The organism is Rhodanobacter sp. ANJX3, assembly GCF_014200755.1.
GTDB lineage: Bacteria > Pseudomonadota > Gammaproteobacteria > Xanthomonadales > Rhodanobacteraceae > Rhodanobacter.
This window is the reverse complement of record NZ_JACHCM010000001.1, coordinates 733,749-749,470: the sequence shown is the minus strand read 5'-3', so window position 1 is coordinate 749,470 and position 15,722 is coordinate 733,749. Positions and strand designations below refer to the sequence as shown.

At 56.2% G+C, this 15,722-nt stretch carries 13 protein-coding genes; 8 read left to right on the top strand and 5 right to left on the bottom strand.

Going from position 1 to position 15,722, the window contains the following annotated elements:
• Positions 1-724: 724 nt before the first annotated feature.
• Positions 725-1,636 carry a hypothetical protein gene (locus tag HDE76_RS03140; protein ID WP_179476862.1) on the bottom strand — a complete coding sequence of 304 codons (912 nt, stop codon included), beginning with the start codon at positions 1,634-1,636 and terminating at the stop codon, positions 725-727.
• 719 nt (positions 1,637-2,355) lie between these two features.
• Between HDE76_RS03140 and HDE76_RS03135 the strand changes: the two genes are divergently transcribed.
• Both HDE76_RS03135 and HDE76_RS03130 read left to right on the top strand, forming a co-directional pair.
• On the top strand, positions 2,356-3,144 hold the full coding sequence (locus tag HDE76_RS03135; protein ID WP_184505350.1) for a response regulator transcription factor: 789 nt from the start codon (positions 2,356-2,358) through the stop codon (positions 3,142-3,144).
• A 416-nt stretch (positions 3,145-3,560) separates the two neighbouring features.
• On the top strand, positions 3,561-4,217 hold the full coding sequence (locus HDE76_RS03130; protein WP_179476860.1) for a LuxR C-terminal-related transcriptional regulator: 657 nt from the start codon (positions 3,561-3,563) through the stop codon (positions 4,215-4,217).
• A 166-nt stretch (positions 4,218-4,383) separates the two neighbouring features.
• Here HDE76_RS03130 and HDE76_RS03125 read toward each other — a convergent pair whose 3' ends face one another.
• Positions 4,384-4,674 carry a hypothetical protein gene (locus tag HDE76_RS03125; RefSeq protein ID WP_179476859.1) on the bottom strand — a complete coding sequence of 97 codons (291 nt, stop codon included), beginning with the start codon at positions 4,672-4,674 and terminating at the stop codon, positions 4,384-4,386.
• A 429-nt stretch (positions 4,675-5,103) separates the two neighbouring features.
• On the opposite strand from HDE76_RS03125, the gene HDE76_RS03120 reads away from it, so the two are divergent.
• The 4 genes from HDE76_RS03120 (at position 5,104) to HDE76_RS03105 (ending at position 8,500) form a co-directional block, all read left to right on the top strand.
• Positions 5,104-5,691 (top strand): helix-turn-helix transcriptional regulator, encoded by a 588-nt coding sequence (locus tag HDE76_RS03120; RefSeq protein ID WP_179476858.1) that lies wholly within the window; start codon positions 5,104-5,106, stop codon positions 5,689-5,691.
• 33 nt (positions 5,692-5,724) lie between these two features.
• Positions 5,725-6,300, top strand: coding sequence for an AraC family transcriptional regulator (locus tag HDE76_RS03115; protein ID WP_179476857.1), 576 nt, complete (start codon positions 5,725-5,727; stop codon positions 6,298-6,300).
• A 23-nt stretch (positions 6,301-6,323) separates the two neighbouring features.
• On the top strand, positions 6,324-6,929 hold the full coding sequence (locus HDE76_RS03110; protein ID WP_343205652.1) for a response regulator transcription factor: 606 nt from the start codon (positions 6,324-6,326) through the stop codon (positions 6,927-6,929).
• Positions 6,930-7,066: 137 nt separating this feature from the next.
• Complete coding sequence (locus HDE76_RS03105) at positions 7,067-8,500, top strand: catalase (RefSeq protein WP_184505348.1); 1,434 nt, start codon at positions 7,067-7,069, stop codon at positions 8,498-8,500.
• 136 nt (positions 8,501-8,636) lie between these two features.
• On the opposite strand, the gene HDE76_RS03100 is transcribed toward HDE76_RS03105, so the two are convergent.
• Complete coding sequence (locus HDE76_RS03100) at positions 8,637-9,389, bottom strand: SDR family NAD(P)-dependent oxidoreductase (RefSeq protein ID WP_179476854.1); 753 nt, start codon at positions 9,387-9,389, stop codon at positions 8,637-8,639.
• A gap of 20 nt (positions 9,390-9,409) precedes the next feature.
• Complete coding sequence (locus tag HDE76_RS03095) at positions 9,410-10,051, bottom strand: HD domain-containing protein (RefSeq protein ID WP_179476853.1); 642 nt, start codon at positions 10,049-10,051, stop codon at positions 9,410-9,412.
• Positions 10,052-10,581: 530 nt separating this feature from the next.
• Between HDE76_RS03095 and HDE76_RS03090 the strand changes: the two genes are divergently transcribed.
• Both HDE76_RS03090 and HDE76_RS03085 read left to right on the top strand, forming a co-directional pair.
• Complete coding sequence (locus HDE76_RS03090) at positions 10,582-11,100, top strand: DNA starvation/stationary phase protection protein (RefSeq protein WP_179476852.1); 519 nt, start codon at positions 10,582-10,584, stop codon at positions 11,098-11,100.
• 178 nt (positions 11,101-11,278) lie between these two features.
• Positions 11,279-12,748 (top strand): mechanosensitive ion channel family protein, encoded by a 1,470-nt coding sequence (locus tag HDE76_RS03085; RefSeq protein ID WP_184505346.1) that lies wholly within the window; start codon positions 11,279-11,281, stop codon positions 12,746-12,748.
• 297 nt (positions 12,749-13,045) lie between these two features.
• Here the strand turns inward: HDE76_RS03085 and HDE76_RS03080 are convergent, their stop codons facing one another.
• A complete protein-coding gene (locus tag HDE76_RS03080; protein WP_184505344.1) occupies positions 13,046-15,439 on the bottom strand; it encodes a glucose/quinate/shikimate family membrane-bound PQQ-dependent dehydrogenase in 2,394 nt (797 codons plus the stop codon).
• Between the last annotated feature and the right edge of the window lie 283 nt (positions 15,440-15,722).

Here is a 15,722-nt window from a genome sequence, read left to right as displayed (position 1 = left end):
CGCGGGAAACTTGTCTACGTTTTTGCGCAGTGCTCCAGCTCCGAAGTTATGTCGTTAAACGCCGGCACTGTGACGTGAGATAGCGAGTTGGCGCATCCCCCACTCGGGGTACTCCAGATCGACTATCCACGTCATCCCTCGGATATTCGCGGCGCAGAAAAGCTCTCATTTGATGGCTGGAGAAGGCCCGATCCGATGGACGAATGGGAAACTGGGTCATGGCGTACCCGGACGGTGGCCACGAGGCGTTTTCGTTATGCGTAGTGCGTGGCGTCCGCCGTTGACGAAGACATATGGGTGTCCCGTCCGGCTCATTTTGGCGCATTTCGGCATGTAAGCGCAGCCAGATGCTGCAACGCAAGTATCTCGTCACTTGATGGTGACGCGCCATATTCACGGCAAATGTGCGATTCAATCCTTCAGCGCCATATGTCCTCTATGGTGGAGTGATGAGGAGATTTTGTACGTCGAAGGCGGTGCTAAATGTCTTTTAGCGTCGTCGGTAAAATAAGCATCCGAAGACTGGAGAAAGAAATCAGAAGATCGGTGGATAGTTATCGTGAGATGAACGTCGATATTTGGCACGAAGATTTCTGTGATATGGCAGTCCTAAAATGAGTATTTTAATCATCCTGCGCGATGTCGCCTGAGTAAAATGTTGACTGGGGCATCTTGTATTTCTTGCATCAAGGCAGCGTCAGCATTGCTGCGACGGCCAGAGAGCCTAGAAGGCCAGCCCGGTGACAATTCCCGGACATCGGTAAATTTCTTTCAGAGAGCCTCCGTTAAAAGGCACCCTGTATATTCGTCCGCTCAGGTCACCCACGTAGACTTTTCGTTCCGCCTTGTTGATGGCCAAGCCAATGCCTTCCTGAAGACCGATTGCCAGGACCACGTGATCCATCAAACCGTCAGGGGTAATAGCTGCTCGGTTCACGCTATTACCTCCTTCGAGGTTGCCTCTGTCTGTCCAGTAAAGATGATGACGTTCGTGATCGATTTCGAGGTCAATGGGCTCAGGAAGTCTGTCGATTAGCAGTTCGACATCTTGACGTGTTTCGGCGGTCGCATTGTGCGGCATGTCTAGCTGCATGCGAAAAATGCGTCCCAGCCCGGCATCTGGCGATCCCTTCTGCGTCCAATATACGTAGCCGTTGAGGCGATCCAACGCGATGCCGACACAGTGACGCAGATCGTCTGCGCTCTCATTGGGCCATCGCCCTGTGTGCAGGAGTACCGTTAGCTCGCTGCCGTCGGTCCGGCATCGCATGACCGCCATCCCTTCGCGATCACAGAAGTAAAGCAGCCCATTGTCGGCATCAAGCTGCAACTGCTTTGGCGTAACGATTTGTCCTTTTTTAACCAGGACCGCGTGATTTGAACCATCGAGGTCACAGCGTTCAATCGTGCCGTCTCGATCAAAGAATTTCTCGCCGGTATTTGGACGAGATCCCATATTCGTCCAGTAGATGGAATTGCCAGGTTGGTCTATTTGCACGCCATCCAGGACTCCGTCCAGGTTCGAAGCAATGATTCTGGCGGATTTCTCATCGGTATCTATAGCCAGAATTTGAGGCGGATAGCCTTGCAGGGCAAAAAGGCTATTTACGTTGGCGTTGGATGGCGCGTTGGTCATCGAATGTTTCCTTTTCCCTCGTTTTGGGATTGATGATTTTGATTGATTCGGCCGCGGTCTTATATGTCACGTGCCCGCTCGCTGACGCCGTGCTACGGTTTTAGCTCGACCGGGTTCAGTTCCGGGCGCAACTTGCTTGAGGATGCGAAAAACCATTCCTCGTTGGACCGTTATGTCTTCGAGCGGAGTTCCTTCGACGGGGATACTCTGCGACTGTCCTGTTCCGATAAACGTGGTCGCTCCAATCGCCTCATGCATTGTGACTAAGGGGCTACGGGATTCTTGTTCGTTTTGTCGATACGTGGCGAAAATGATCACGATCAATCTTCGCTGCGTCGGTATACCCAAACGAGGGATTGAAGGCGCAATCGTGGCGAGTGATAGTCGGATCCCGACCGCGCTTGGGAGCGATGAGCAACGAGATGGCCAGTGTTGATTAGCGTGACGGTTTCGCCAAAAACGTATTTGGTGTTGACAGTAGCTGCAGCCAAAAGCCAACTGTCGTTTCCGCTTTATTGAGCCGACCAAGGCGTACCGGATTGCCTACCGTTAACGCTAGACAAAAGTGCTCAGCGATTCTTCGACCGAGCGAAAAGGGTTGGTTGGCCATGAAAAAGTCAGCGCAGTGATAAGCAACGTCCTATCAGAACGGTTTGTGCGCCCATTTCAATAATGGCGCCAAGAAAATCGGTCAGAACTGACATTCGAAGGGAGGTGTCATGCGCACGCGAACCGGTAAAAATGGGTTGACACTCATCGTGGAGGATCACCAACTTGTCGCACGTGTCATCGGCGAAACGTTTGAACAGAGGAATTATTCGGTCGACTACGCTTCAGATGGAACGACTGGGCTTCATTTGGCCGTCTGCGGTCTCTACGAAGCAATAATACTTGACCTGACTTTGCCGGGAATCAACGGATTGGAGTTATGTCAAAAGCTGCGACAGGTTCATAAAAAATCCACTCCCATACTGATGCTGAGCGGCCGCGATACGCTTGACGACAAGATCGCCGGATTGGAGGCTGGGGCGGATGACTATCTGGTCAAGCCTTTTGATCTGGCTGAGTTGGAAGGCCGTGTTCGAGCTCTGATTCGGCGCTACCGTGGACAGGTGGTCACCGGCGTATTTACCGTGGCTGATATGACGCTCGATAGTTCAACCGGAGTCGTAACGCGTGCAGGTAAATTCCTCACTCTGTCGCCCATGGGTTTAAGGCTGCTTAAAATCTTGATGCGTAAGTCACCTAACTATGTGACACGGGAAGAGATCGAGCGTGAAATTTGGGGTGACACCCCGCCAGACACCGATACGCTTCGTTCCCACATTTACACGCTCCGCAGCGCCGTTGACAAACCGTTTTCTCAGCCACTGCTTCAAACGATTCCTTACAAGGGTTGTTTTGGATTGGTCCCTCCGGAGTACGTCCCTGCATTGCGCTCCTCACTGGGTCGTATGAGTACAAATAAACCGAAAGCGTCTTTGATGCTAAGAGCTGGTCAGAAGTAGAGTTTCTATCGAAGAAGCGCTGCATGAGTGTATCGAGGTTCAATGAAAAGCAGATCGTCTATGTCCTCAATGACGTCGAGCTTTGTCAGACGTGTACGCGAGTGCCTCAGGCACGATTTCAGCCAGCTGATACATGACTCATGGGAGAACAACCCGTTTCTGGCATATTTGCAACGTTGTTTGAGTGGTGATGGCATGTTGTGCGGCCAAAGAACTCATCATCTATCGGCGATGTCTCCCTCAAACGAGTAACGCTCCAATCTTTTTTTGGAGGCAGAATAGATGTGTTGGCAACCTGCGTTTCTGAAAGCAAATTTGAGGAAAACCAATGATCGCACCGGACTTTTGGCGATGGTTGTCACGGTCCATTTCGGAAACGGGTAGGGAACACATCGAAAGATCGGGCAGGTTTTGTCATGAGCGAGATAGACCACTGCATCTATGTCATTGATAGCGACCCGCGCATGCGTGGGCACTTGCTCAGGCTGTTGGCAGCTTATGCCATGAGCGCAGTTGCCTTCGACGAAGTCGACACGTTCTTTGCCGAGGCGCGACCGGATCTGCCCGGTTGTCTGATCCTTGGCTCTTGTTCACCTACGCCGAGTGAGCTCAACGCCCGCTGTCAAGAAGCTAATCTTAGGTGTCCGCCGATCGTCTACATCACGCGTGGCGCGGACGTTCTGTCGGCCGTGCGGGTAATGCGGGCAGGAGCTATCGATGTTCTCACTCGTCCGGTGTCGAAGGATGCGTTGCTGGCGGCAGTCCACGAAGGTTTATCGCGTGATCGTGAGGAACGGTTCCTTCAGCAAGAGTTGCGGGTGCTGCGACAACGCCAAATGCGACTGACGTCGCGCGAAGTTCAAGTATTTAAGCTCGTGGTAGAAGGAAAGCTCAACAAACAGTCGGCCTGGGAACTTGGCATCAGCCAGTCCACCCTTCAGGCGCACCGCGGTCGGCTGATGCACAAGATGAAGGCGCAATCGCTGGCTGACCTCGTCCGCATGGCTTCCATGCTTGGACTGACGCAATGGGGCGTAGAGGTAAGATCGATGATGGCCCGTTCGGCCCAGTAAGACTTACCGAAGGTCAGGCGGGCGGATTTGCTTGGATACAGTCTTCATCGCGCTTTCCTGGATTCTAGATGGGCGAACGCGTGCGGGAATGGCGCGTGTCGAAGATAGAATTCGATGAAGGTGATTCACGCTGGGACACCGAACGCGCCCGTGTTGGCGCAGCCCTTCAATAAATCGGTGCGCGCTGACGGTCGCAGTAAATGATGCGGTGGAGAAATTGCTTGACCTGTTCGCCCTGGCCGAGAGCGACCAGCTCAGCAGCGGTGAGTCCACCTAGAGAATCGATACGGTCGTCGGTAAACCACTGGCTACGAAGCTCGAGGCTTTCCTCGACGCGCGCCGCCAGTTGCAGGATGGTGACGCGTTCCCGCGAGTGCGATGGCTGAATATCTTCCTTGAGCTGCAAATCTTGGAATAGACGGTGGAGACCGTCTAGGCGACGGACAGAAGTGGTCATCGGTCGTCCCCAATGATTGACTGTGATCTTATTTTGCGTAGCGCGTTCCTGATGGGCTTGTGCAATTTGAATCCAGCGCGCCTATTCGATCGGAATCGGAGAGGTGAGCTCAGAAAGTCGTCGGCACGAACGCCTCATCGATCGATGCTCGCTCACCCTCATAACGAAATTGGTAACCGTTCGTTATGATTTTTTGCGCACCTGTACACGAAAGATCTCGGAAATTCGTAGAACCTCATTTGAGGGATGCAAACAATCCCCAGGAGGGGATGGCGGCAAAGGCCCCCAGATTTTATTGTTTTTTTACAGACGAATAGCTTCTGGAGGCTTTCTGTGCGCCTTATTGCAAATATGCCGCCAACTCGCCCGGCGAGAGTAAATGGATCCAACGCGGTGGCCTACCTGACGAAGACTGACGCAGGCTGCCTTATGAGCCTGGTCCTTTATGTCAGTGATCAGCGGATTGTCGGGGGGCGCCTTATGAAAAGTGATCTGGAGCCGACGTGTGAGGCGATGGTTAGCGCGCGACTTCAAACGCTTGCCGCTCGGCTTTCGCTTGAATCATCGCCTTCTTCGGCTATAGGCGATCACGTCCAAAAGGCTGCCCGCGTGCTCGAGTTTGCCTTGCGAAAAAAACGCCCTGCCGAAGAGTGCGTACTCTCGGCAAAGATCTTGCGCATAGCCAAAGAAATATTGTCTTCGGAGCTGAGTCGGCCCATCCATATGCCGGAGGTGGCCAATGCGTGCGGTATCTCTGAAGGTCATCTGCGTCGGGCATTCCGAACCTGTACTGGCGTATCGCCGCGGCAGTGGCGACAGGAAAGGCGGCTGCAGTTTTGCCGCAAAGAATTGGTTGAGACCAACAGGCCTCTGGCACATATTTCGCGAGAGGCAGGCTTTGTTGTGCAGAGCCATTTCAGTCGTGTTTTTATCCAGTCCACCGGTATGAGCCCGAGCGAATGGAGGCGTGTGTTCCAGAGCGCGTCAAAAGCCGGCAATGCAGCTTTTGTCAAATAAGGCCTACAAAAACCACGAGCTGAGGAGTTTTCGATGAGCACGACGGATCACCAGCCGGTCTATCTTCCTCGTCAAGACGAAGCCATCGATCCCGTTCTTGAGGAATTGGGTAGCATTCTGCTCGATTGTCTACGGCTGAATCGTTCCAGCGCCAAGGCCACTAACCACATTTTGGATGCGATCAACGCCCGTGTGCGGGAAACACATATATCCGAACGATTACCTTCTCGAACTGACCAGTCGCTTCAGCCTTGGCAAGAAATCATGGCCACCGGGCTGTTGCTCGCCCCATCTAGCGATCGAACTACGATTCAGACCATTGCTGTCGCCTGCGGTGTCACAACAACGCAATTTTCTCGAGCGTTCAAAGCTCAATTTGGTCAGTCGCCGCAACAATGGCGGCTTGATGCGCGCATCGAACGTGCCAAGAAACTCATGCATGAAACAACACTGTCCCTTACCACTATTGCGATCGAATGCGGGTTTGCAGAACAAAGCCACTTCAATCACACTTTTCTCAAGCGGGTCGGAATCAGCCCGAGCGCATGGCGAAAACAGCGCGCACAGATCGAAGCTTCAACGCATATTCTGGACGGTGAGATGGCGTGACATCCATCAATGATCCCATTCGCATCCTTATCGTCGATGATCATCCTCTTATGCGTGAGGGGGTCCGATCGGTGCTGTCGTCCTGTCCCGACATGATTGTTGTGGGTGAAGCAGGGGATGGTGAAACGGCGATCAGCCAATTCCGCGACCTGCGCCCCGATGTCACGCTGATGGATCTGCAATTACCGGTCAAGACTGGCGTCGAAGCTATCGAGGCCATTCGGCAAGAGTTTCCCGGCGCGGTAGTGGTGGTGCTCTCGACGTTCAAGACAGACGTCCAGGCGATCCGCGCGCTTCGTGCAGGAGCGCGCGGCTACCTCCTCAAAGACACGCTTTCTTCGGACCTGACCAAGACCGTGCGCGCAGTGCATGCTGGACGCCGGTATGTGTCGGAGGTGATCGCGGAAGCCATTGCGACTCACGTCAATGATGACGCCTTGACTGGGCGCGAAATTGCAGTGCTAAAGGTGGTGGCCGAGGGTAATTCCAACTCCGACGCTGCCCAGCTACTTTCCGTCAGCCTCGAAACCGTCAAACAGCATATGAAGAACATAGCTGCCAAGCTCGGGACGTACGATCGTGCACATGCTGTGGCCATCGCGATCAAGCGCGGAATCATTGATCCCTGATCGCGCTGATTGACTCAAAGTTGCCCGGTTTGGATCAACGCAGCTTTTCCAGTCAAGAAGAAAGACGGAGACGGAGCCATCTTGAGTCTGGCTCGGTTCGTCGATGAGCGACGGCCGCTTTACTTGAGGAGAACCCCGTGGACAAGCTCACGACTGCTTTCGGCGCACCGGTACCCGACGATGACAATACCATGACCGCGGGATCGCGCGGTCCGGTGCTTCTTCAAGATGTCTGGTTTCTCGAAAAGATGGCCCACTTCGATCGGGAAGTCATTCCTGAACGACGCATGCACGCCAAGGGGGCTGGAGCCTTCGGTACTTTTACCGTCACGCACGACATTACGCGTTATACCCGTGCGAAGCTGTTTTCCGAAGTGGGCAAGAAGACCGATATGGTTGCACGTTTTTCCACAGTGGCTGGAGAGCGCGGTGCAGCGGATGCCGAGCGCGATATTCGCGGATTTGCGCTGAAGTTCTACACGGAAGAGGGTAACTGGGATCTGGTCGGTAACAACACGCCGGTGTTTTTTATTCGTGATCCCCTGAAGTTTCCCGACCTCAACCATGCGATCAAGCGCGACCCGCGCACCGGCCTGCGCAGCGCGGACAACAACTGGGACTACTGGACGCTGCTCCCCGAGGCGATCCATCAGATCACCGTGGTGATGAGCGACCGCGGCATACCGCGGTCGTTTAGGCATATGCATGGGTTTGGAAGTCACACTTTCAGCTTTATCAATGCCGCCAATGAACGCTTCTGGGTGAAATTTACCTTGAAGACTCAGCAGGGCATCGAGAATCTCACTGATGACGAAGCAGCCCAAGTCATCAGCGGCGATCGCGAAAGCAATCAGCGGGATCTTTACGAAGCCATCGAGAAAAAGGATTTTCCTCGCTGGACGATGTATGTCCAGATCATGCCCGAAGGTGACGCGGAGAGGGTTTCCTATAACCCGTTCGATCTGACAAAGGTGTGGCCACACGCGGATTACCCGCTGATCGAAGTGGGTTTTTTTGAGTTGAATCGGAATGCGGAGAACTACTTTCAAGATATTGAACAAGTTGCTTTTGCGCCGGCCGTTGTTGTGCCGGGCATTGGCTTCTCTCCGGACAAGATGCTGCAAGGCCGGCTGTTCTCGTACGGCGACGCGCAACGCTACAGGCTAGGTGTCAACTACGCTCAGATACCTGTCAACGCGGCGCGTTGCCCAGTCCACTCCTATCATCGCGACGGCGCCATGCGAGTTGATGGCAACGGCGGTGGGGCTACGCATTATTCACCTAACAGCCGAGGCGCGCTGCAGCCGCAGCCGGCATTTGCGGAGCCTGCGTTCGCTGCAGGCCAGGTTGCTACCCGCTGGAACCATCGCGAAGATACCGACTACTACTCGCAGCCCAGGCGTCTGTTCGAGTTGCTGAGTCAGAGCGAACGGGAACGTCTCTTCGAGAACACTGCGCGTGCGATGCAGGGAGCAAGCGCACCCGTCAAGCAACGTCATGTGGACAACTGCACTCGTGTCCACGCTGATTACGGGACGGGTGTGGCGAATGCGTTGGCCAGGATTGTCTAGCTGCAGAACGAAAAAACGAAAGAAGCTCGCCTTGCCTGCGGCCTTCTTTCGTTTTGCAACATGCTTAAAGCATTGATGTTCAATATAGACAGTGCTTATAGGAGATAAGTGGTTCGTGCCAACAGACCACTCAGGACTAATAAGACTGTGCCAGAAACAACGTATTGAGCCGATCGACAAAACCATGCTCATCAGGGCCGGCATTGTTGCGGCAAGCTGCTGCTTCTTTCACCAGCACTTCAGCCGCGTCCGTGGCAAGCATTTGCATGGTCTGCGCGATAAACGAGTCTAGCGGCATTGCCAAAGGATGATCGGGAGATCCGGCGAGGCCGTTTCCCACCCAGGGCGGGATGATCTCCTGGACCGTGACTGAGCTTTCCTTGAGCAAAAAACGCTGCGAGAGGATATATGAATGCAGCGCCGCCTTTGTGGCCGAGTAGATGGCAAACAGCGCAATTGGCGCAAAGCCCAGGGTAGAGCTTGTATAGACGATGTGTGCTCTGGGCTGGCGCCGCAGGTGCGGCATTAGCGCCGATGTGAGACGGACGGGCCCGAGCAGATTAACCGCAACTTGCGTGGTGGTGTCAGCCTCATCCATGCGATGTCCGGGGTCATCACCAAGCATGGTCGCGGAGCTATTGATGAGTACATTGAGCTTGGGGTGATCTCGCAAAAGCGCGGCACTTGCTTCAGTCACCGATGATGGATCGGTGATATCGAGTTCGAGTGTCGCCATGCCTGGATGGGCATGCGCGACCGCATCGAGCTGATCGCGTCGGCGTCCCGCCACGACCACCTGATTGCCAAGCTCGTGAAATGCCTTGGCCAATCCCGCACCGATGCCCGAGCGGCCGCCGGTGATAAGGACCGTGTTCCCGGTCAATTCCATGACAAAAGCTTCCGGTGATATTAGGCGGGCCAGCCAGACTGGCGAATGACTTGGCAGAAATTGCCGCGGACGAAGTTGGGATCCTTATCGGCCAATACATCGGCCTTTACGTTGCCAAACGTTGTCTCAGGCTTGTGCTTGATGCCATCATAAAACGCCTGGATGATGTCTTCCTTGAACTTCAGCGTTCGTGGGTACGCCCGAACGACCTGGTCACGCTCTTCGGGGGCGAACTCGGCGTAAGTCAGGCCAAGCACGTCCATTTCGACGCCGGCGGTGACCAGAGCGATGACCGGATGCATGTGGCAGGGAACGCCCGGCGTAGTGTGGAGGGCGATGCCCGTCCACACCAGATCGATATCCGATTTGTCGATGCCATGACGGGTCAGGAAGTCACGCGCGGCGTTGGCGCCGTCAACTTCGAAACGTTCGGTGTCCGAACTATAAGACCTAAGCAGGCCCATATCGTGAAACATGGCGCCCGCGTAGAGAAGTTCAGGATCGAACTTCAGTCCCTGGCGGTTCCCCTGAAGTGCGCCGAAATAGTAGACGCGTGACGAATGATTGAATAAAAGCTCCGTACTCGCGTCGCGCACCAGCTCGGTGATCTCTCGGGCGAGCTGACTGTCGGGAACGTGGATGCCGTTGATAAGGGGGGCCATGGCGCACTCCATTGAGGGGACAGATGGCGCACGAGGCCGGCGTGACAAAACATCAACGCATTTCTGGAAGAGAAAATTTTCTCTGTCCAGTCCGTGAGGCACTCGGCGGCGATGTTTTCTAGGCTCCGCTCCCTCTTGCATCAAGACTTGTCTCTAATCGATCTTCTTATCTGGATTGATTGCAGGTTTTTGCGTTAACCCCAAAAGACCATCTTGCACTCGTTACCCGGATCTCCAGGCACAGCAGCGAGGCATTTTGGTTGCATGAGCCCAATCGCCACGAATTCATGTTGGTTTTGTATTCTTGCTGGGTAAAACGATCAATCGGCCGCGCGAGTCTCTCGTCAAATTATCCCCGAGGTGCGTTTGCTATCACGTCCAGCTAATGGACGCCAGACTGCAGCCGCTCGTCAAGCAAGCCGCGTTATCGCAATTTGTTTTCGCTTTTGGCTAGAACGCTGGAGCGCTGCGGCCACCGGCTGGCAAGTTATCCATGTCCGTATTACTCAACCGAAGAAGGCCAGACCGCTATGCTTGAATCCACCGAAATCGATCAGTTAGCTCCGATGGAAACGACCGGCATTGCGTGTCCAGAAATTAAAGCGCGCGTCGAAATTTCGACACTGTTGAATGCGTTGTTGGCCGACTTTTTTGCGTTGTACGTCAAGACAAAAAATTTTCATTGGCATGTCTCGGGGCCACATTTTCGCGAATACCATCTTTTACTGGATGAGCAGGCCGATCAGATTTTTGCAACGATTGATCCCATCGCCGAGCGCGTCCGCAAGCTGGGTAGTTCAACCATTCGATCGATTGGTCACGTAGGCCGCCTTCAGCGACTCCGGGACAACGACAGCCATGCCACGACGTCCGTAGGCATGCTCGTCGAGCTGCGCAATGACAACGCCAAGATGATCTCCTTCATGCAGGAAGCCCACACCGTGAGCGACCGTTATGGCGATGTCGCAACGACCAGCCTGTTGGAAAACTGGATCGACGAAGCCGAACGTCGCGTCTGGTTTCTGTTTGAATCATGCCAGGAAGCCTAGCGTGAAGCGACGCTCTCCATTTGCATTGAATCATCATGTCCGAGTGTAGTTTTCGCTAAACGGTGACCGTTGGGTTTCGCCGCCGCTCGGTGGGAATTGACGATTGCAGGGGAAAAAGGTGACGCTGGTGCCCGCGTCGATCGTAATGTTTCGACCGGCTGTGTTTTGGGACGCCAACATGAATCTTTTTGATAAAGGCATTGCGCTTGGGGTAGGCGTTTTGCTGCTTTATATTTTTGCGTGGCGCTTCTACAGGGCTGACGATTCTCGGCTTCGTCTTGGCGTTCGGATCGCTCTTTTCCTGGCTCTCAGCTACGTGCTTTGGGCAACGGGAATGATTCCATTCCATGTTGCGCCTTGGACAGATGATCCCTCCTTGCATCTTCTGGCTCAGGTGCTTGAGTTGCTGTGGTGGCTACAGGCGGCGCAGGTGACCACGGCGCTTGCAGGCGGTGCTTTTTTGCCGTCTAGGATGAATCGAGCGCGATTGTTTCAGGATGTGTTTCGTGCGCTGATATTTTTGGCCGCCTTTGTAGCAGCGATTGGCTATGTGCTCGATCTACCCGTCAAGGGGTTGCTGGCAACCTCAGGTGTGTTAGCTCTTATCATCGGCCTGGCGGTTCAAAGCACGTTGAGCGACGTCTTCTCCGGCGTGGTGCTCAACGCTACTCAGCCCTTTCGCATCGGTGACTCAGTCGCCATCGGCGATATTCAAGGTGAGGTGATCGAGAGCAACTGGAGGGCTACAACGCTACTCAATGGCCAAGGCAACTTTGTCGTCGTACCCAACAGTCTTGCCGCCAAAGCCAGTATCGTCAATCAGAGCCTGCCGCCGAGAATGCATGGTTTGGAGGTGGCGATACGCCTCTCGCCAAGGTTTAGGCCCGCCGCCGTGATTGCTTCTTTGAACGACGCGGTGATCAGTACCGCCGGCATACTGGCATCGCCTAAGGCTTCGGTCAGTGCCACTACGGTGCGGCGAAAGTACATTGAGTACACCATACTCGTGTATGTCGCATCGTCAGCCGAAAAAACACAGGCGCGCAACGAAATCATCGATCAAGCGTATCGCCATCTCAAGACGCATGGCATCGGCCTGCGCAGGGGCGCAAAAGGTGCCAGTGGCATGTCGTCCCAGGAGAGGCTGCTTCGCGATGTCGAGATGTTTCATGCCCTGACGGATGAACAATTTTCGCTGTTGGCAGAAGCCCTGGTCAGCCAGCATTTTTCGCCCGGCCAGCTTATTTATCAGGTCGATGTTCTTTGTCCTGACGAGCGGCGTGCGCTGTATATCGTGGCTTCCGGCGTGGCGGCGCTAGAGAGCCCGCATGATGGAAAAAACGTGGAGCTGCGTCGGTTGTCGCCCGGCGATTCCATCGGCCGCGCCGGTATTCTGACCGGTATCAGCAGGCCTATCATTCTGCGCGCTGTCAGCAAGGTTTCCATTGTCTTATTGCATAAGGACGCGTTAACGCCGATCCTCCAGCAAAATCCAGAGGTCGCGAAAAGCATGCTCGAATCGCTGATGACCTATGAGGCCAAGGCCGCTCAATTGCTGAGCGAGGTTCCTGTCAGCGAGCGGGGACCCGAAGACGTACTTCACCGATTGCTGTCGGGCATGCGGCGTCTACACGGTATTAAACACTAATCTGTAAGAGCTTTGTCGTCGGCTTGGCCTGTGAGACATTCCGGCAGGGGCGGTACAGCGCGTTTATCAGGAGGCGTTCGCCCAGAGCCGCGGCCTCGATGGCTTTAAGCAAGCTTCTTGTCAGAGATGCCGGTATCGCTAGCAAGACGGAGCTGACATCTTATCCGTGAGTCGGAGTCTTTGTTGTCGCGGCCCACAGCATTGATGTCTGGATTGGGGCTCTCGGCCAAAGAAAAGACCCAAGGTTCACCGGCGATCCGGCGAACTTTGGGTCTTTTTAACACCTCAGCTCAGTGCTTAATTCGACAACTTATAAGCAATCACATAGTCGCCAATCTTCGTGCCGAACGATCCATGCCCACCGGCCGCGGTAATCACATACTGCTGTCCATCGATGGCGTAGGTCATCGGCGTGGACTGGCCACCGGCCGGCAGGCGGTCCTGCCAGAGCTGCTCGCCCGTCGTGACGTCGTAGGCGCGGATGTAATAGTCCAGCGTCGAGGTGAGGAAGGTGACGCCACCGGCAGTGGTCATCGGGCCGCCGAGCGTGGGCACGCCGAGCTTGAACGGTAGCGGGATCGGCGAGCTGTCGCGGATCGTCCCGTTCTTGTGCATCCAGACGATCTTCTTGGTCGTCAGATCGATGCCGGCCATGTAACCCCACGGCGGGCGCATGCACGGAATGCCGACTGGCGAGAGCAGCGCGTGCAGGTCGACGCCGTACGGCGTGCCGTACATCGGCTGCACGCCGTTTTCGGTGCCCGACGGATGCGCGTCGTTCGGCGCGGACGGGTTGTTCGGCCCGCGCGGGATCAGCGTCGACACGAACGGGATCGCCATCGGATTGGCGATGGCGATGTTGCGTGTCGGGTCCACCGCGATGCCGCCCCACTCGAACATGCCCAGGTTGCCGGGGAACACCAGCGTGCCCTGCAAGGACGGCGGGGTGAACGTGCCCTCATAGCGCAGCCGATGGAAGGTGATGCGGCAGGCCAGCTGGTCGAAGATTGTGGCGCCCCACATGTCGGCGCCGGTGAGCTTGGCCTCGGGGCGGAAAGTCAGTTCGGAGAACGGCTGGGTCGGCGAGGTGCGATCGCCGGGCGCCGCGCCCTGCGGCACCGGACGCTCCGGCGCCGGCACGATCGGCACGCCGGTGCGCCGGTCGAGCACGAACAGGTTGCCGGTCTTGGCGGGCTGCAGAATCGCCGGCACCACGCCATTGGCCGTCGGCAGATCGGCCAGCGTCGGCTGCGAGGGCAGATCCATATCCCACAGATCGTGATGCACCGTCTGGTACGACCACACGCGCTTGCCGGTGTTGATGTCGAGGGCGACCAAGGCGCTGGAATAGCGCTCGGCCAGCGCCGTGCGGTTGCCCGCCCAGATGTCCGGCGTCTGCACGCCCATCGGCATATAGACCAGGCCGAGCTTGGGATCGTACGACGCGGTCATCCAGGAGTTGGGCGAATTGTTGGTATAGGTGTGCGTGGCCGAGGGCAGGGCGTTTTCGTCCTGCGCGCCCGAATCCCAGGCCCAGACCAACTTGCCGGTGTGGATGTCGAAACCGCGGATCACGCCGGACGGCTCGCGCGTGGAGTAGTTGTCGATCACGGCGCCGGCGACGACGAGAATCTTGTCGCTGACGATCGGCGGCGAGGTCGGCTCGTAGAAGCCTGGCGTGTGTTCGCCCATGCCGACCTGCAGATTGAGCGTGCCGTGCTCGCCGAAGCTCTCGCACGGTTTGCCGCTGTCGGCATCGAGCGCGATCATGCGGCCGTCGTTGACCGGCAGAAAGATCGTGCGCGGGCAGTCGGTCGGCGCCGGTGTACCGTCGGCATTGAGCGCGCCGGCCACGGTTTCGTGATACGACACGCCGCGGCAAGTCAGATGCTGAAAGGTCGGGTTGTCCTGCACCTTGGGGTCGTACGACCAGCGCAGCTTGCCGGTCCTGGCGTCGAGCGCGAACAGCCGCTGATGCTGCGAGCACAGGTACAGGGTGTCGTTCACCTTGATCGGGGTGACTTCAAAGGTGGTTTCCACCGGATCGTTCTTGCCCGGCAGGTCGCCGGTGCGAAAGGTCCAGGCGACCTTCAGGTTTTTGACGTTGGCCGGGGTGATCTGCTTCAGCGGCGAATAGCGCTGGCCGAACTGAGTACGGCCGTAGTCGCGCCAGTCTTCGTCCGGCTGCTTGTCGTCGTTGGACGGCAACGATGCAGCGGCGGCCACAGCGGCCGGCAGGCTGCCGTCGATGTCGTGGTAATCGGAGCATAGACCGATGCCTAGCACCACGATGCTCAGCAGCGAGGCGCCCCACAGGGGCAGGGTCGAAGCTCGCGAAGGAGAGCGATTACCGTTATCCAGACCTCGAGTGACCCACGGCGTCAGCAGCCACAGTCCCAGCGGAAAGATCACATCCAGGCGCGCAGCCAGCGGCCACCAGTCGAAGCGGATGTCGCTGATCGACCACAGCACGGAGCCGGCGACGACGAGGGCATACAGCCACAGCGCCGAACGGCGCCGCGCGATGAGCAACGCGCCCGTAAGCACGATACCGAGGCCTGCGATGGCATAGAACAGCGAGCCACCGAGGGCGATGAGCCAGGCGCCACCGCCGGTCAGCGCCATCCCGATGAGGATAAAGACGATGCCGGTGACGGTGGGAGTTTTTCGCGTTCGTTGTAAGCCGTGCATGTCGATTCCTTGCCTGGGCATCATGTGATGTCACTGGGTGCGATACAGGCTGAACCTGTGAGAGTCGCGAGTGGGTGAGGGTAGGCCAAAGGGTAACGAGTGCCTGCGGGAGGATCGTTGGCGACATCCTTGCTGGTGACTATGGGAAAAGTCGTCATCCACCGCGCGCCCGCGCCCGCACGCAAGCCGAGCCCTCGTAGTGACCACGGGTTGCGAGTGAAGGCCGGCCGCGGACAAATTTCAGGAAATGATAGCGTGGCATGCAGTTTAAAGGCAGGGCTCG